11 protein-coding genes are annotated in these 18276 nt (G+C 70.6%); 9 read left to right on the forward strand and 2 right to left on the reverse strand.

The genetic code is table 11. The features are described from left to right. Positions 1-8 precede the first annotated feature (8 nt). Positions 9-2018 (forward strand): hypothetical protein, encoded by a 2010-nt coding sequence (locus ABD798_RS19900; RefSeq protein WP_344876954.1) that lies wholly within the window; start codon positions 9-11, stop codon positions 2016-2018. Positions 2019-2072: 54 nt separating this feature from the next. Then, positions 2073-3071, forward strand: coding sequence for a hypothetical protein (locus ABD798_RS19905; RefSeq protein WP_344876955.1), 999 nt, complete (start codon positions 2073-2075; stop codon positions 3069-3071). Between the two features lie 58 nt (positions 3072-3129). On the opposite strand, the gene ABD798_RS19910 is transcribed toward ABD798_RS19905, so the two are convergent. Beyond that, the gene (locus tag ABD798_RS19910; RefSeq protein WP_425549247.1) at positions 3130-4032 is read right to left on the reverse strand and encodes a hypothetical protein; all 903 of its coding nucleotides are present in this window, start codon (positions 4030-4032) and stop codon (positions 3130-3132) included. Positions 4033-4062: 30 nt separating this feature from the next. On the opposite strand from ABD798_RS19910, the gene ABD798_RS19915 reads away from it, so the two are divergent. Continuing rightward, complete coding sequence (locus ABD798_RS19915; protein ID WP_344876959.1) at positions 4063-4728, forward strand: hypothetical protein; 666 nt, start codon at positions 4063-4065, stop codon at positions 4726-4728. Here ABD798_RS19915 and ABD798_RS19920 read toward each other — a convergent pair. Next, positions 4692-5855, reverse strand: a complete 1164-nt coding sequence (locus ABD798_RS19920) for a type VII secretion protein EccE (protein ID WP_344876961.1) — start codon at positions 5853-5855, stop codon at positions 4692-4694. The genes ABD798_RS19915 and ABD798_RS19920 overlap by 37 nt on opposite strands. Before the next feature lie 254 nt (positions 5856-6109). Between ABD798_RS19920 and ABD798_RS19925 the strand changes: the two genes are divergently transcribed. From ABD798_RS19925 to ABD798_RS19950, 6 genes are all read left to right on the forward strand, one after another. Further along, complete coding sequence (locus ABD798_RS19925) at positions 6110-7369, forward strand: phospholipase D-like domain-containing protein (RefSeq protein WP_344876963.1); 1260 nt, start codon at positions 6110-6112, stop codon at positions 7367-7369. Between the two features lie 167 nt (positions 7370-7536). Continuing rightward, positions 7537-9357, forward strand: a complete 1821-nt coding sequence (gene recQ, locus ABD798_RS19930; RefSeq protein WP_344876965.1) for a DNA helicase RecQ — start codon at positions 7537-7539, stop codon at positions 9355-9357. 219 nt (positions 9358-9576) lie between these two features. After that, entirely contained in the window at positions 9577-10380 is an 804-nt protein-coding gene (locus ABD798_RS19935) for an NBR1-Ig-like domain-containing protein (RefSeq protein WP_344876967.1), read from the forward strand. A gap of 89 nt (positions 10381-10469) precedes the next feature. Further along, entirely contained in the window at positions 10470-11297 is an 828-nt protein-coding gene (locus tag ABD798_RS19940) for a 3-hydroxyacyl-CoA dehydrogenase family protein (protein ID WP_344876969.1), read from the forward strand. Continuing rightward, complete coding sequence (locus tag ABD798_RS19945; protein ID WP_344876971.1) at positions 11294-12847, forward strand: PfaD family polyunsaturated fatty acid/polyketide biosynthesis protein; 1554 nt, start codon at positions 11294-11296, stop codon at positions 12845-12847. Before ABD798_RS19940 ends, ABD798_RS19945 begins: the two co-directional genes overlap by 4 nt. 27 nt (positions 12848-12874) lie before the next feature. Beyond that, on the forward strand, positions 12875-18268 hold the full coding sequence (locus ABD798_RS19950; protein ID WP_344876972.1) for an SDR family oxidoreductase: 5394 nt from the start codon (positions 12875-12877) through the stop codon (positions 18266-18268). Positions 18269-18276 lie beyond the last annotated feature (8 nt).

An 18276-nucleotide genomic window follows, 5' to 3' on the forward strand; every position in this document is an offset into this window, starting at 1 on the left:
GAGAGCGCATGGGCGACGATTACTACGGCTTCGACCCGAAGACGATCCAGAACGTCAACCGGGCGCACCCCGGCTTCGTCGGTCCGGTGACCGGCCTGGACTCCTACCCCGTGAAACAGGGGCGCGAGCAGGCCGCGCAGCTCAAGGACGGCCAGCAGCTGCCCAAGCCGCAGCCCCGTGCGAGCGACCCTGGCAAGGTCGAAGGGATGACCATCGAGGCCATCAAGTTGATGGTCCTCGGGGAGCAGCCCGGCAACGCCGAGCACCGGGCGAGCTTGTGGACCAACGTCGCCAGCAACCTCCAGCACACCGCCACCCAGCTGCGCCAGCAGGCCGACGCGCTCAACGTCGAGTGGGAGTCGCCCGCCGCCAAGGCGGCGGCCTTCACCAAGCTGGGCAAGGACCTCGCCTACCTCGACGTGTGGCGGCAGGCGGCCACCGAGAACGCCTCGGCCCTCACCGGGCTCGCCGGTGTGATGAAGCAGTACCAGACCGAGATGACGCAGTTGTTCGAGGAGTACGAGGACAAGCACGGCGAGGCATCGCCCGGCATCCTCGACCACCTCGGTGGCATCTTCCTCGGCACCGGCGGCCTCAAACAGCAGCAGGCCAAGGCGAAGAAGGAAGTCCAGGACGAGTACAGCGTCAAGGCCCGCAAACTGATGAACCGGATGGAGAACGACTACGCGGGCTACCTCGGCCGGATTGCCAACGCGCAGGCCGCCGTTCTCCAGCCGCCGAACGCCGTCTACAACCCGCAGGCGCTCGGCATGCCCCCGCCCCCGACCCTGGGCGGCGGCCCACCCGCGCCCGGTACCGCACCCGGTGCCCCGCCCGCTCCGAAGAACGCTCCGGGGGCGCCCCCGCCCCCGCCCGTGGCACCGAAGAACGCGCCAACACCGCCGACCCCTCCTCCCGTCGTGCCGACGACGGTGACACCACCTGTGGCGCCGCCCCCGGTGGCCCCGAAGGCGCCGCCGGTCCCGACCGGACTCGCTCCGCCGCCGCTGCCCGACGGGCTGCGCACGGCGGGTGCCCCGCCCGTGCCCGGCAGACTGAACGCTCCGAGCCCCGGCGTGATCAGCAACCCCGGCGCGCCCCCTGCGTTCAACGGGCGCAACCTCGGCGTGCTCGGGAACAACCCCTCGCTCAACGCCGGCGCAGCGCCGACCCCGGGCGCCTTCAAGGGCGGTGCCGGTGCTCCGCCCGGGCTCGGCGGTTCGACGCTGGGGCAGAACGCGCTCGGCAGTCAGATGAACCCGCCGCCCGCGCCGCAGGCCAACAACCAGGCCAAGGCGCCGCAGCAGAAGCAGCGCAAGGACGCCCCGGGAGCCGGCGGCGGGATGCAGGCGCCGCAGCAGATGACGCCGCCGCCCTCGCAGGGCGCCAACGAGCGCAACCGCCCGGGTGCGCCGAAGCAGGCCGCGCAGCACAACCCGGACGTGGCCGAGGCCTTCCAGGCACCGCCGTCGACCTCCTCGCCGTCGGTGCTCGGTGACCGCAAGCCGACCTCGTCCGCACGGCAGAGCAGGCCCGCCGCGCCGGGAGCCCAGCCGCTGAGCGGGGACTCCGTGCCGCCCGTGCTGTCCAACCCGCATCGGGGCACCGCGCCGAAGACCCACACCGAGGAGATGCGGGCGCGCGAGCGCGCGCTGCGCGAGCGCAAGGAACGGCGCCGCGAGTTGGAGCGTCAGAACTCGGAGTTCGGTGCGGTGCCACCGGCGGTCGCGGAAGCGGTCTTCGAGGGCCGCATGGCCGCGAAGGACCCGGTGGACGCGAAGCGGGAGAAGGAGGCCTCGGTGCCCCAGTCACTGCTCGGCGCCCAACCCGCCGTGCTCGACCGCCGCTCCGCTCCGCAGCGTTCCGCCGACCAGGTGGCGCGCGAGATCCGCAAGCAGGTCGCGGAGAGCACCGAGGAAGCGTGGGCTCCGCAAGCCACCCCCGGTGGCCCGGTCGTGGACAAGCGGACCGAGCAGGAGTACCGCGCGGAACCCAAGCCCGATGTCCGCGCCAAGTAGCAACCGCAGCAGCAGCACACCGGTCAGCAGAGACAGGACCGTGGGAGGACCTCGATGAACAGCACCCCGGATTGGGTCAAGGGCGGCGACGAGCTCAAGGCCGACCCTGCCGGCCTCCGTGGCTTCGCTACCAACATCTCCACCATCGCGGCCAACCTGCTCTCCGACTCCAACGGCCCGATGATGGATCTGTTCACCAGCGGCGGCAAGTTCCCGCTGAGCACCGGGGGGCTACAAGCCGGGGCCTCCGCCGAGGAGCTGAGCGCGTCGAACCAGGCGAGCACGCAGGCGTTCTGCGGTGACGCCTACCGGAGCATGCTGGCCGACGGCAGCGCCTTCCACACCCTCGCGGACTGCTACGAGGCCGGGGACGGCGGCAACGGCATCAGCCTCAGCGCCGTCCAGTGGGTCTACCAGGAGCCGGGCGGCAAGCAGCCGCCCGGCGCCCCGTCCTACCTCTTCCCCGAGGGCAAGCTGGTCACGATCAACGACCTCTACGCGAAGGGGAAGGGCGAGGCAGGCGCTGCCGGGATGGATGTCAAGGTGGGCGGGGTGTGCCTGGCCGACGGCACGACCATCACGACCTACCGCACCGCCAAGGGCGGCGAGCGCGTGGTCACCACGACCGGGGACAAGGTCGAAGAGATCGTCAAGGACAAGGACGGCCAGACGCTCTACACGATGGTCAGCACGAGCACCGGCTCCACGACGACGTTCTACCAGGACAACAAGCCCGCGGGGAGCACGGTCACCACGCGGTCGTCGTCGACGAACTGCCCGAAGACCGGACCGCAGACCACGCACGAGCAGACCACTGTGGAGCAGCGCAACGCCAACGGTGAGGTCACCAGCAGGCGGACCGAACACGTCGAGACCCAGCGCAACCACGAGAACAACACCGAGTCGAAGACCCTTTACACCACTGAGGGCAAGGACGACAAGCGGATCAACGAACAGCGCGTCGGTGAGCAGCCGGTTCCGGTCAAGCCGAAGGACTGGCAGGACCTCGCCGAGACCGAGGCGGCGCGCAACCGCCAGCTGACCGGCATGTAGATCGAGAACGACGAAGGGGGCCGTCCACAGTGGACGGCCCCCTTCTCGTTGTCCTGCCTCAGTAGCGGCCGGGACGGCCCAGACGCTGCTCCTGGCCGCTCACGGTCAGCGCCGCGTACTGGCGCGTCGAACCCATGAACATCGCGACCATGTCGTCACGGAGCCGGGAGAGCTCCTGCGTGGTGTCCGGGGTGAAGCTCATCTCGGTGGCCACCAGCGAGGCCTCGAACGGCGCCAGGCGTTGCAGCAGCACCAGGTCCGAGTCGGGGGCCAGCCTGGCCCGCTCGGGGGTGAGCTGGCGCAGCACGGTCAGCCTGGTCCGCCACGGGAGGGGGTCCTCCGAGGGCGGCGGCTGGTCGTCGTGCACGCACAGCAGCGGCTTGTCGGCCGAGGCGCTCAGCTCGCTCGGGGACCCGGGCGGCAGCACCATGAGCCGGTCCGCGCGGCCCACCGCGAGGTTGCCGAGCTCCGGCCAGCCCGCTGCCTGGCGGGTGAACACCACGACCCGGGCGCCGAAGCGCAGCGCCCGGAAGGCGAGCAGCCGCGCCGCCCACATGCCGCCCACCAGCAGCGCCTCGGTCTGCTCCGGCCGGAACAGCGGGATCGCGACCGGCTGGCCCGACTGGTCCCTGCCCAGCCGGAGGCCGAAGGAGTCCCCGGCGATCTGCAGCAGGTCCAGTTCCTCGTCGGTGGCGTGGTGGTGGCCGATGCGCAGCGGGGCGAGGCCTCCGTGCTTGCGGGCCTGCCACGGCTCCTCGTCCTTGCCCGCGCCCTTGTCCGGGGCGGTGGTCGGCGGGGTCGGAGGGGCCAGCGGCGGGCTCGAACCGAGGGCCAGCGGCTGCGCGAGCAGGGTGCCGGTGGCCGCGGCCTGGGCCGCCGCCGCGGACTGGTTCGTTCCCGCGGTGCCCGTGTAGGCCATCGGGCCGCCGAGGACCTGGCCCATCTGACCCGGTGGCGGCATGGCCACCGGGCGCGCCTGACCCTGCTGCTGGTGCTGCGGGCCCGGTTGCTGGGGGCCTGGCTGCTGCGGGCCCGGCTGCTGAGGGCCTGGTTGCTGAGGGCCTGGTTGCTGGGGACGCTGCTGGTGCTGCGGCGCGGGCCCGGGGCCACCGGGGCGCTGCTGGCCCGGCGGTGGCTGCTGGTGCGGTCCCGGAGCAGGCTGCTGGAGCGCCTGTCCACCGGGCGGTGTGTGCGGGTGCTGGCCGCCGAGCACCGGGCGCGCCCCGCCGGGGCCGCCAGGGCCTCCGGGGTGCGGGCGCTGCTGGACCGCGCCCTGGCCGGGCGGGCCCGGCTGCGGGGGACGGTTCTGCTGCGGCGTGCCCTGCTGCGGGGTGGGCGGGTGCCCGTGCCTCGGGCCCTGCGGCTGACCGAGTGGCTGGCCGGGAGGCTGACCGGGTTGCTGACCCTGCCTGGGCGGCCCCTGCTGCTGTCCGTGCCGGGGCGGTCCCTGGTTCGGCCCGTTCTGCTGCGGCCCGCTGTGCTGCTGTTGGCCTGGGTTCTGCTGCTGGCCGGGGTGCGGCGGGCGCTGCTGCTGGGGCGGCTGTGGTGGGCCCGGTGGCCGCTGCGGTCCGTTGCCCTGGGGATTGTTGCGGGGCTGGGAGTCCGGCTGCTCGGGTTCGTTCATCGTGCACCTCCCCCGGTCGGCGCCGACGCGTAGACCGCCGGTGCGTGCTGTCCGTCCAATTGTGTCAGCCGCGCCCCGCACCGCGCAGCCATGTCCAGCACCGAGGAGCACGCCTGCTCGACGCGGTCGGGCGGGGCCGCGACGCGGATCAGGCAGCGCAGGTCGGCGCCGGCCAGCGTCGGGTCGAGCAGCAGGGCCACGCTGACCATCGGCGCGGGCAGCTCGGCGAGCCCGGCCAGCAGTTCCACGCCGCGGACCGGGTCCGGCCAGGAACGCACCCAGAAGGACCGGTGCGCCAGCCACGGCGAGTACCAGGCGTCCCACTCCTCGCGGATGCGCTCGGGGCCGCCGGGTCGGGCCAGATCGCACGAGCGGGCCAGCGCCTCGGTGACCTCGTCGGCGGTGAGGATGCGGGCGCTGTGGCCGCGCCGCTGGAGCACCCGCTCCACCCGGCGGGTGATCTCGGAGAGCACGGCGGGCACGTCCACCCTGCCCTCGGCGTTGTCGATCATGGACTCGGCGGCGGCGTGCGCGTCGAGGCGCACCGCGACCCAGGTGGTGTGCTCGCGCCTGCCGGGGCCGACGATCGGACCGTTGTGCGCGACGACCTGGGTGACCACCCCGGCCTGCTCGGCCTCGGCGGCGATCTTGACGAGACCGGCGAGCGGGACCGGTGGCGTCGGGGTGCTGCCGTCGGAGGGAGTCACCTCGATGACGGTGAACCAGCCCGCCCCGTCGGAGCCGAGCCCGAGCTTGCGGTCGTTGGGACCGTCCACGTCGTCGACCACCAGGGTCGGCGCCAGTTCGCTGAGCGCGGCCAGCCTCGGGTCCTCGCGGACCTCGCCGGAGGCGCCCTTGCGGCGGCGGAAGCGCAGCCACAGCGCGATGCTCTCGGTCCACCAGCGGCCCTGGGACCTGCCGAAGATGAGCGCGAGTGCGATGAGGCCCAGCACGCAGGAGGCGATGAGCGCCCACATCCCCTGGAACACGCCGAAGGCCAGTGCCAGCAGCACCACCTGGAGCGTGATCAGTCGGGCCAGGCCGAAACCTCCGAGGCGCCCCGGTTGCCTCCTGGGGCGAAACCACGCCCCCGAACGCCCGCGCCGCCGCGTGGCCGTGCCCTTCGCCCGCAGGTCGGACGGCGGAGACTGGCTCGTCATCACTCGCAGTTCCTTTCCACAGCCAACGGTATCCCTCGATTCACCGCGGGCCTGTGTCACCGGTCTCACGCATCCTTCCGGATGCGGCCGTCCGGGTCATGACCGACATCCAACCTTGAAGAATTTGTCTTTTCCTCATGTCTGTGGTTGGACGTGAATAAAGTTCGCGCTCTCGGGTGGTGCGTGCGATGATCGTCTATCGTGCCCGTCCGGTTCTCAACCCCGCAGCAGTCCATTGAGGACGGAGAATTCGGATGCGCGCAGTGCTCCTGGGCTTGGTGACGGTTCTGGCGGTGGCGTTGGCGCCCGTTCCGGGCGCGATGGCCGCTGTGACTCCTGCCGAGCCCGATCCCGTGGTGAACCGTCCGGTGTTCAACGACCCGTGGGGCGCGCCCGCCGCGCAGTACGCGAGCTTCACCCAGTTCGCCCGGCTCATCGACCGCGTGCCCGCCGGTGAGGAGATCGTGCTGTCGTGGTTCGGCTTCGACGTGCTCAAGCACGACTCCGACCCGACCGCGCACTTGCTCGCCGCACACGCGCGCGGGGTGCGCGTGAAGGTCGTCCTCGACCAGGGGCAGGCGGGCAACCGCGCGCACGCGCAGCTCAAGGCCGCGCTCGGCGCCGACGACGCCAAGCCCAGCTTCGTGGTGACGTGCAAGGACAAGTTCCCGAAGGGGCCGGACCGCGGGTGCATCGCCACGCGCGTCTCCAGCTGGAGCAACGGCTACAACCACACCAAGTTCGCCGCGTTCTCGAAGGTGCGGATGAACAACGGCACGATCGTGCCGGACGTGGTGTTCACCGGCTCGTCCAACGTCGGCGACTGGGACGCCGTCGAGGCCTACAACGACATGTTCACCCTGACGGATGCCAAGGCGCACAAGGCTTTTCGGGCCTACTTCGCCGATCTCGTCCGCTACCGGCGCACCGCTGCGGGCAACAACGACTACTACACCGACACCGGCAGCGGCTCGCAGTTCCGGGCGTTCTTCTTCCCGCGCAAGGAACGTTCCGGCAAGCCTTACGCCGATCCCGCCACCGACACGGTCTACAACACCCTGCTCTCCGTCGATCCCAGCTGCCGCTACCAGGAGCCCGACGGCTCGTGGCACCAGACCGACCTTCGTGTCGTGATGCTCGCCTTCAACCGCGACCCCGTCGCCGCGAAGCTCGCCGAACTGAGCCGCAAGGGCTGCTGGGTGGACGTCGTCTACGCCGGTGCCAGCAAGGAGGTCCTCGGCGCTTTCAAGGGCACCAAGGCCCAGCTGACCAAGTGCGACTTCGACGGCACGCCCGGCAAGCGCGACCTCCAGGTGCACTCCAAGACGCTGCTCATCGACGGCAAGTACGACAAGGACATCACGCCGCGCGTCTACACCGGCAGTCACAACTACGCGTGGTCGGCGCTGCGGCAGGCCGACGAGATCCTGTTGCGCATCACCGGCCGCGCCGTGCACGACGAGTACTTGCACAACTTCTGGAAGATCCGCGACACCTGCCGCGCCCGCGCCTGAGCCGCCCCGCCACCACCACGGACCGCCCACGCCCCCGCACGCCAACGCCTCGTTTGGTGCGCTGAACTCCCTGAATGACTCATTCAGGACCCTCAAGTACCTCAATGAGTCATTCAGCGCGTAAGGGGGGAGTGGGGAGTGTCGGGGGCGCTCGTAGGATCGAGGTCATGGCTTCTCCTGAGACCCGCCCCGAAGTGGACGTCCTCAACCGCGTCTTCGGTTACGACTCCTTCCGCGGGGACCAGCAGGCCATCGTGGAGCAGGTGATCTCCGGCGGTGACGCGCTGGTGCTGATGCCGACCGGCGGCGGAAAGTCGTTGTGCTACCAGGTTCCCGCGCTGGTCAGGAAGGGCGTCGGGGTCGTCATCTCGCCGCTGATCGCGTTGATGCAGGACCAGGTCGACGCGCTCACGGCGCTCGGGGTGAAGGCGGGTTTCCTCAACTCCACGCAGGACCCGGGGCAGCGCCGCGCGGTGGAGGCGGCCTTCCTCTCCGGAGAGCTCGACCTGCTCTACCTCGCGCCGGAGCGGCTGCGCGTGGAGTCGACCGTGCGCCTGCTGGAGCGCGGCACGATCTCGCTGTTCGCGATCGACGAAGCGCACTGCGTCTCCCAGTGGGGCCACGACTTCCGGCCGGACTACCTGGCGCTGTCGGAGCTGCACGAGCGCTGGCCGGACGTGCCGCGCATCGCGCTCACGGCGACGGCGACGAAGGCGACGCACGCGGAGATCGCGACGCGGCTGAACCTGACCGAGGCCAAGCACTTCGTCTCCAGCTTCGACCGGCCGAACATCCAGTACCGCATGGTGCTCAAGGACGGCGGCGACCGGCAGCTGCTGAACTTCATCCGCACGGAGCACCCGGGCGACGCGGGCATCGTCTACCGGCTCTCGCGCGCGTCGGTGGAGAAGACGGCGGAGTTCTTGAGCCAGAACGGGATTCCGGCCGTGCCGTACCACGCGGGGCTGGACGCGGCGACGCGCGCGCGGCACCAGTCGCGGTTCCTGCGCGAGGAGGGGCTGGTCGTGGTCGCGACGATCGCCTTCGGCATGGGCATCGACAAGCCGGACGTGCGCTTCGTGGCCCACCTGGACCTGCCGAAGTCGATCGAGGGCTACTACCAGGAGACGGGCCGCGCGGGCCGCGACGGACTGCCGTCGACGGCGTGGATGGCCTACGGGCTGGCCGACGTGGTGCAACAGCGCAAGATGATCGAGACCTCGGAGGGCGATCTCGCGCACCGCAGGAAGCTGACCATCCACCTGGACGCGATGCTGGCGCTGTGCGAGACGGTGGCGTGCCGCCGCGTGCAGCTGCTCAACTACTTCGGCCAGACCGGTCAGCCGTGCGACAACTGTGACACGTGCCTGAACCCGCCGGAGTCCTGGGACGGCACGATCGCGGCGCAGAAGGTGCTTTCCACGGTGTTCCGCCTGGACCGCGAGCGCGACCAGCGCTTCGGCGCGTTGCAGATCGCGGACATCCTGTTGGGCAAGCGCACGGCCAAGGTCGAGCAGTACCGGCACGACCAGCTCAGCGTCTTCGGCATCGGCACGGAGCTGGACGGCCCGGAGTGGCAGGGCGTCATGCGCCAGCTCATCGCGCAGGGCCTGCTCGGGGTGACGGGGGAGTACGGCGTCTACACGCTCACCGAGGCCAGCAACGACGTGCTGGGCCGCAAGCGCGAGGTCATGCTGCGGCGTGAGCCGAAGCGCGCGCCGAAGGCGGCGAAGACCGCGCGCGGCAAGGCGGCCGTCGTTGACCTGCCCGCCGCGGCGGCTCCGGTGTTCGAGCAGCTGCGCGCGTGGCGCGCGGCGGCGGCGAAGGAGCAGGGCGTGCCCGCCTACGTGATCTTCCACGACGCGACGCTGCGGCAGATCGCCACCGACGCGCCGAAGACGCTCGCCGAGCTGGGCGGGGTCAGCGGGGTCGGCGAGAACAAGCTGGCCAAGTACGGGCAGCAGATCCTGGACACGCTGCACGCGTGATTTCGGCCCCGGGGCCGCCGGGGTTTGTGGTCGTTGAAGACGGCTCGGGCGGGGGTTTGCGGGTCTTGAAGACTGGCGAACCCTGGCACGCGTGATTCGGCGGGGTTGGTTCGGTGGGGTCCGAAGAGAATGACAACGGGTCAGTTCTCGCGCTGTACTTGACCCATCAGCACGACGGGAATGCCTGGCGTCGAACGGGCGAAACAGGGGCGCAGAGCGGTGCGTCCGGACCCAACCTCCGGGCCGGTCGCTGAGTTCGCCGACGAGTTGTGGCAGCTGAAGCTGCGCGCGGGCGACCCTTCCTACGACACCATTCGCACGGTGTACGGCGCCGCCGCGTCGAAGTCCTCGCTCGCGGCCGCCGCTCGGGGCCAGCACCTGCCCAGCAGGGACACGACCTGGGAGTACGTCCGCGCGCTCGCGGTCACCGCGCTGGGCGAGGACGAGGACGCGGCGCGCGCGGAATGGTTCGAGAAGTGGGAGAAGGCGCGCGCTCGAATTGAGGGTGGCCCTCTCGTTCAGCGATCGGCTCCGAAGCCGGACCGGCCTGTGAAAATGCGCGGGAGCACTGTCGCGATAGCGGTCGTCCTGCTGCTTCTCGCGGTTTTGGTGACGAGCGCCGAACAAGGGCCTCTCGTCGCGACCGGAGTTCCCGCGCACCTGGCCCGGCTCGTTCCCGGTGACAATGTCGGAATGCGCCGCATGGTGAACTACCCGAATGGTGCCGTGGTGCACCCGGGAACGGACATCGTCAAGATCTGGGAACTGGTGAACGCGGGCTCGGCGACGTGGACCGATCGCTATCTCGCGCGCATCGATCCCGTGCGGCCGGACGGGTGCACCTCGCCGGAGCGGGTGCCGATCGCCATGACCAGGCCGGGGCAGGCGGTGCTCGTCGCCGCGCCGTTCCACGTCCCTGAGCAGCTCGGCCAGTGCGTCGTGCGGTGGAAGATGGTGGACGCGCGCGGTAGGCAGTTCTTCCCGGAGAGCCTCTACGTCCAGCTGCACGTGATCATCGCCTGACCTGCGGTTCTGCTTTGTGCAATGACCGTGGACAACGCTCGGACACTGGTTCCTTGTCGGGCTGAGCGCCGTGCTCGCATGCTCGGACCGTGCCCCCAGCGCTTCCCATCGCGGTGGTCGGAGCGGGAACGCTCGGCCGCCGGCTCGCCCTCGTGTTCGCCACCGGCGGGGCCGAGGTCCGCATCACCGACCCCGTTCCCGAGCACGCCGCGCAGGCGGTGGAGTTCGTCTCCGCCCACGCGCCGGACGCGCTCGGCCAGGTCGTTGCCGTCGAGTCGGTCAAAGCCGCCGTCGACGATGCCTGGCTCGTGGTCGAAGCCGTTCCCGAACGCCTCGACCTCAAACGCGAGGTGTTCGCCGAGCTCGACGCGCTCACTGATCATGATGTGGTGCTCGCGAGCAATTCCTCCTCGATTCCCACGAGTCGGCTGATCGACGGCCTGGACTTTCCCGAGCGCGTGCTCAACACGCACTTCTACCTGCCGCCGATCGTCAACGCCGTCGAGGTCATGTCCTCCGGCAGGACTTCGCGCGCGGTCATGGACTCCGTTGTCGGCGCGCTCGGCGAATTCGGTTTCACGCCCGTGGAGGTGCGCGCGGAGAGCACCGGCTTCATCTACAACCGCATCTGGGCGGCGGTGAAGCGCGAGGCGCTCGCGGTGGTGGCCGAGGGCGTGGCCACCCCGGCCGAGGTGGACCTGCTTTACCGGGCGGTCGTCGGCGTGCCCGCCGGGCCGTTCCGGGTGATGGACCAGGTCGGCCTGGACGTGGCGCTGGACATCGAGAACACCTACGCCGCCGAGCGCCAAGGGCTGCCGGAGGGACCCCGAGTCCTGCTGCGCGAGTACGTCGACCGGGGCGCGCTCGGCGTCAAGAGCGGTCGAGGTTTCTACGACGACTACCGGGAAGAGTCATGAAGACGCTGTCCAAGCCCGCCTTCCACCCCGCTGAGATCGCCGCGCTGGTCGGCCGCGTCCGCGAGCCCGCGCACATCGTCGCCGGCGAGGGCTACGGCGTGGCGGTCGGGGAGCTCCCGCCCGGTCAGCAGGTGGTCGGCACGCTGCCGCCGCTGTACCCGGAGTGGCTCGGCGACCGGACCTTCTGCGAGACCCACGGCACGCGCTTCCCTTATGTAGCAGGAGAAATGGCCGGTGGGATCGCCACGGTCGAGATGGTCGCGGCGATGGCTCGCGGCGGCATGCTCGGGTTCTTCGGCGCGGGCGGGTTGGGCCTGCCGCGCGTGCACGCGGCCGTCACCGAGCTGAAGAAGTCATTGGCGGGCTTGCCGAACTGGGGCGTCAACCTGATCCACTCGCCCAATGAGCCGGTCACCGAAGGCAAGGTCGCCGATCTGCTCATCCGCAGCGGAGTGCCGTGCGTGTGCGCGTCGGCGTTCACCGACCTGACGCCCGCCGTGGTGCGGTGCGCGGCGGCCGGGCTCACCGAGGACGCGCAGGGCCGGATCATCAGGCGCACCAGGATGTTCGCGAAGATCTCGCGCCCGGAGACCGCCGAGCGGTTCCTGTCCCCGGCGCCGCCGGAGCTGCTGCGCGGGCTGGTCGAGCGCGGGCTGCTGACCGCGAAGGAGGCCGAGCTCGCCGCGCGCGTCCCGGTTGCCGAGGACATCACCGTCGAGGCGGACAGCGGCGGTCACACCGACAACCGCCCGCTTGTCGCGTTGCTCCCGGTGATCCTGTCGTTGCGGGACAAGCTTGTCGCCCGTTTTGGGTACCAGCGCCCGGTTCGCGTCGGAGCCGCTGGCGGGATCGGCACGCCCACGGCGGTGGCCGCGGCCTTCGCCACCGGAGCCGCCTACGTGGTGACCGGCTCGGTCAACCAGGTCGCGGTGGAGTCGGGGCTCTCCCCGGAGGCGAAGGCGCTGCTGGCCTCGGCGGACCTGGCCGACGTGACCATGGCTCCCGCGGCCGACATGTTCGAACAGGGTGTGAAGGTCCAGGTCCTGCGGCGCGGCACCATGTTCGCCTCGCGAGCGACGCAGCTCTACGAGGCCTATCGCGATCACGCGTCGCTGGAGGAGCTGCCCGAGCGGGTGCGCGCCCGCATCGAGCGCGACATCCTGCGCATGCCGGTGGAGCAGGCATGGGCGGAGACCGAGAGGTTCTGGCGGGAGCGCGACCCGGCCGAGCTGGCGCGTGCTCAGGCCGACCCGAAGCACCGGATGGCGCTGGTCTTCCGCTCCTACCTCGGCCGGAGCAGCCGCTGGGCGGTGGACGGCGATCCCGTGCGGCGCACGGACTTCCAGATCTGGTGCGGGCCCGCGATCGGCTCGTTCAACCGCTGGACCGCCGGGAGCTTCCTCGCCGAGCAGGCCAACCGCACCGTCGTCCAGATCGCGCTCAACCTGCTGGAGGGGGCCGCGGTGCTCACCCGCGCCCACCAGCTCCGCGTCTACGGCCTGCCCGTGCCGCAGGAGGCCTTCGCCTTCGCGCCGCGCCGACTGGTCTGAGCACAGATCACAGTGAAGGAGAGTGTTGTGGCACGCGAGAGCGCGCAGCCGCCGGTGGCCGTGGTCGGCCTCGGTTCGATCATGCCGGGTTCGCTGGACGTGGCGGGCTTCTGGCGCACCGTCGTCGAGGGCCGCGACCTGATCACCGACGTTCCCGGGACGCACTGGCTGGTCGAGGACCACTACGACCCCGATCCCTCCGCGCCCGGCAAGACCTATGCGCGGCGCGGCGCGTTCCTGTCGGAGGTCGACTTCGACCCCGTCGCCTTCGGCATCCCGCCGAACGTGCTGCCCGCGACGGACTCCAGCCAGCTGCTGTCTCTCGTGGTCGCCGAACAGGTGCTCGCCGACCTCGGCGGTGGGCTGGAGCGGACCGATCGGGACCGCGTCGGCGTGATCCTCGGCGTCTCCGCGCTGAAGCTGCTGTCGGAGATGACCGGCTGGCTGAGCCGCCCGGTGTGGCTGAAAGCGCTGCGGGAGAACGGAGTCGACGAGGCGACCGCGCAGGCGGTGTGCGACGGCATCGCCGGGCACGGGGTGGACTGGCAGGAAGCGACCTTCCCCGGCATGCTCGGCAACGTCGTCGCGGGGCGCATCGCCAACCGCTTCGACCTCCACGGCGCCAACTTCACCACCGACGCGGCCTGCGGCAGCTCGCTCGCGGCGGTCTCGGCGGCGATCGCGGAACTGGCGATGGGCCGCGCCGACCTCGTGCTGACCGGCGGCGTGGACACCACCAACGACATCGGCACCTTCGTCTCGTTCAGCAAGACCCCCGCGCTGTCGCCGAGCGGGGACTGCCGCCCGTTCTCCGCCGACGCCGACGGCACGATGCTCGGCGAGGGCCTGGCGATGCTCGCGCTGAAGCGGCTCGACGACGCGGAGCGCGACGGCGACCGGATCTACGCGGTGATCCGGGGCATCGGCGCATCATCTGACGGGCGGAGCACGGCGATCTACGCGCCGCTGCCGGAAGGCCAGGCCAGGGCGCTGCGCCGGGCCTACGACGTGGCGGGCTACGACCCGAGCACCGTCGAGCTGGTGGAGGCGCACGGCACCGGCACGATCGCGGGTGACCGCGCGGAGTTCTCGTCGCTGCGCGAGGTCTTCGACGAGGCGGGGCGCTCGGATCGGCAGTGGTGCGCGCTCGGCTCGGTGAAGTCCCAGGTCGGGCACACGAAGTGCGCGGCGGGGGCGGTGGGCCTGGTGAAGGCCGCGCTCGCGTTGCACCACAAGGTGCTCCCGCCGACGATCAAGGTCGACCGGCCCAACCCCGAGCTGGAGTTGGAGCGGACGCCGTTCTACATCAACACCGAGGCGCGCCCGTGGATCGGCAACCCCTCGCACCCGCGCAGGGCCGCGCTGTCGAGCTTCGGCTTCGGTGGCAGCAACTTCCACCTGACGCTGGAGGAGTACACCGGCTCGGCGACCGCGTGGCGGCACCGCACGCAGGCGAGCGAACTCGTGCTGTTCAGCGCTTCCTCGCCGGAGGAGTTGCTGAAGAGCTTGCGCGCCGAGCGAAGCGGCTCGCTCGCGGACATCGCTCGGCGGAGTCAGCATCGTTTCCGCGCTCGTGATGCGGTCCGGCTCGCCGTGGTGGCGTCCTCTGCCTCGGACATCGACCGCGCCGCGGCTCTGGTGGAGAAGTCGCCTTCCGCCTCGTTCTCCACGCCCACTGAAGTCCACTATGGACTGTCTTTTGTGGAGGGTCGGACGGCGTTTCTGTTCCCCGGTCAGGGATCGCAGTACGTGGGGATGAGCGCGGACCTCGCGATGCACGTTCCGGCTGCGCAGCGGGTGTGGGACGGCATCGGGGGCTCGCTGCACCGCGTTGTGTTCCCGCGTCCGGCGTTCACCGATGCCGAGCGCGCGGAGCAGGCGGCTCAGCTCACCGCGACGGAGTGGGCTCAGCCCGCGTTGGCCGCGCACAGCCTCGCGCTGCTCGACGTGCTGGGGTCGCTGGGCTTGCGGCCGGATTGCGTTGCTGGACATAGCTTTGGCGAGCTTGTCGCGTTGCACGCGGCGGGCGCCGTGGATTCGCAGGCGTTGCTTCGGATGGCGCGTCGGCGTGGGGAGCTGATGCGCGACGCGGCCGAGATCCCGGGTGTCATGATCGCGGTCACTGCCTCGCGCGAAGACGTCGAGAACGTGTTGGTGGGCAGTGGGATTCCGGACGTGTGGGTGGCCAACCACAACGCGCCGGACCAGGTCGTGGTGTCCGTCGGAGCGGATTCCGCCGAGGTCGTGGAGCAGAAGATCGCCGCTGAGGGCTTCGCGGTGAAGCGGCTCAACACCGCGACCGCGTTCCACAGTCCTCTGGTCGCGGACGCCTCAGCTCCGTTCCTGGAGTTCCTGGGCGGCATTTCGGTTGCTGCGCCTCGCGTGGAGGTGTTCGGGAACGCGGACGCGGCGGTGTACCCGAGCGCGCCATCGGAGATCCGCGAGCGCGTCGCCGGGCACTTGGCGGCTCCGGTGCGGTTCGTCGAGCAGATCGAGGCGATGTACGCGGCTGGTGTTCGGCGCTTCGTCGAAGTGGGCGCGGGCTCGACGCTGACCGGGCTGGTCGGTCGGGTTCTCGGTGATCGAGAGCACCTTGTCGTCGCGACGGATCGCAAGGGTCGCAACGGGATCACGAGCTTGAACGAGGCGTTGGCGCGGCTCGCGGTGAGCGGGACCGAGTTGGATTTCGAGGCGTTGTGGGAGCGGATCGCACCGCTCGCGGAGCAGAAGGAGAGCAAGACCAAGATGTCGGTGCGCATCAACGGGGCCAACCAGGGCCGCCAGTACCCGCCCGCCGGTGGAGCGTCGGCGCTTCCGGCGCCCGTGGCCCCCGCTGCCTCAGTTCCCGTTGTGTCAGGTCCCGCTGTCTCAGGTCCTGCTGTCTCAGGTCCCGTTGAGCCTGCTCCGTCGGGGTGGCTCCGCGCGGTGGAGGAGAGCCAGCGGCAGACCGTTGAGGCTCACAACACCTACCAGCGACTGCTGTCCGAGAGTCACCTGGCGTTCCTGCGGTCTTCCGATGCCACCCTCGCCGCGTTGCTGGGGAACAGCGTTGAGCTGCCTGCCGCGCCTGTACTTCCTGCTGTCAGTCCGGTGCCGTCCGCACCGGTTGTTTCCGCTGCGCCGTTGATGCCAGCTGCGCCGTTGATGCCTTCGGCTCCGGTGATGCCGAGCATTACCGCGATGCCGATTTCTCCCCCTGTGTCTCTGCCTGCCGGTGATGTCAGCGCGGTGTTGCTGGGCGTGGTGGCGGATCGGACGGGTTATCCGGTGGAGATGTTGGATTTGGACATGGAGCTTGAGGCGGATCTGGGGATTGATTCGATCAAGCGTGTTGAGGTGTTCTCCGCTCTGCGCAGGGAAGTTCCGGGTTTGGCTGAGCTGGACTCGGCGAAGCTCGGCGCGATGCGGACGTTGCGGGAGATCTCGTCCGGGCTCGGCGGCGCTCCGGCGGTCGAGCCCGCGCACGACGTCAGCGGGGTGTTGCTGGATGTGGTGGCGGATCGGACGGGTTATCCGGTGGAGATGTTGGATTTGGACATGGAGCTTGAGGCGGATCTGGGGATTGATTCGATCAAGCGTGTTGAGGTGTTCTCCGCTCTGCGCAGGGAGGTTCCCGGCCTGGCTGAGCTGGACTCGGCGAAGCTCGGCGCGTTGCGAACGCTGCGCCAGATCACGAGCGAGCTGAGCGGTTCGGCTGCCCCCGAGCCCGAGAAGTCCGTGGTGCGCCTGGTGACGCGGGCGGTGGAGACTCCCGCTCCTGGGCTGGCCATGGCGGGGCTCGGCGACGTCCCGCTGTTCATCACCGACGACGGCGGCGGCATCGCGGAGCGGGTCGCGGCGAAGCTGACGGAGCGCGGCGTCGGCGCCGAGGTCGTGGCCGAGGTTCCCGCTGACGCCAACGGGGTTGTGCACCTCGGCGGGCTCGCGGAGATCGAGTCGGTCGACGACGCGCTGGCCATCCACCGCGACGTCTACCAGACCGCGTGCCGCACGGCCGCGTCCTTCACCGACCGGGGCGGGGTGTTCGTCACCGTCCAGGACACCGGCGGGGACTTCGGGCTCGACGGGCGCAGCCCGGACCGCGCGTGGCTCGGCGGCATCGCTGCGCTTTCTCGTGTTGTGGTGAAGGAATGGAGTCGTACGAGCGTCCGCGCGATCGACTGCGAGCGCGGTGGCCGCACGCCGGACGAGGTCGCGGAGGCGATCGTCGGCGAGCTGCTCGGCGGTGGGTCCACTTTGGACGTTGGTCTGCGCGCTGACGGGACGAGACTGACGCTGAGCACCGCCAACGAGGAGCTGGACGGCACTCCGGGCACTGCGGTCGGGCCGGAGTCGGTGATCGTGGTCGGCGGTGGAGCACGGGGCGTGACGGCGCCCGGGCTGCTGGCGCTCGCGCGGTCGCACCGGCCGAAGCTGGCGATCCTGGGCCGCAGCAAGGTGGAGGACGAGCCGGACTACCTCGTCGGCATCACCGAAGAGGCCGCGATGGTGCGGGCCGTCGCGCAGCGCGAGCGCTCGACGCCTGGTGTCGTGCGCGCCCGAGTGCGGCGCGTGCTGGCCGACCGCGAAGTGCGGGCGAACCTGAACGCCTTGCGGGAAGCCGGTTCTGAGGTCAGCTACCACGCGGTGGACATCCGCGAGCAGGCCGAGGTCGCTGCGGTCCTGGACACCGTGCGTGCCAAGTGGGGGCCGATCACCGGCCTCGTGCACGCGGCGGGCGTGATCGAGGACCAGCGACTGGTCGACAAGACCGACGAGCAGTACGAGATCGTCACGAGCACGAAGCTCGGCGGGCTGCGCGCGCTGCTGGCCGCGACCGCCGAGGACCCGCTTTCCTTGCTGTGCTTGTTCTCCTCGGTCGCGGGCACCTTCGGCAGCGAACGGCAGAGCGACTACGCGATGGCCAACGAGACGCTGAACCACGTCGCCGTCGCGGAAAGCCTGCGCAGGCCGGACTGCCTGGTCCGCTCGATCGCGTGGGGGCCGTGGGAGGGCGGCATGATCGGCTCCTCGTTGAAGGAGTACTTCCGCGTCAGGGAGGTCGCGCTGATCCCGTTCCGCGACGGCGCCGCCGCCTTCGCCGACGAGGTGACAGGAGCTGGTGGCGACGTGCGCGTGATCGTCACCGCCGCGAAGGGCGTCGCGGTCATGACAGGCCAGGACCAAGACCCGCCGTCGGTCGCGGTACGAGGCCACGCCGACGCCGGGGTGGCTGTGGAGACCGCCGCCGAGTGGATGGACCGCGCCGCTCGTTCGTGGTTCCCCGATCGCGGTTTTCTCTTGGAGGACGTCCAGGAGCTGAGCCCTCTCGCCGGAACGGGAAGTCCCATTCCGGTTCGTGGAAGACGGATCAGCGAGTCGGAACTGCACGTCGAGGTCGGCGACCAGCCGAACTTCCGTGCCCGCATCCAGATTCAGTGACGCGGGAG

The sequence above is a fragment of the Allokutzneria multivorans genome (assembly GCF_039537405.1).
Taxonomy (GTDB): domain Bacteria; phylum Actinomycetota; class Actinomycetes; order Mycobacteriales; family Pseudonocardiaceae; genus Allokutzneria; species Allokutzneria multivorans.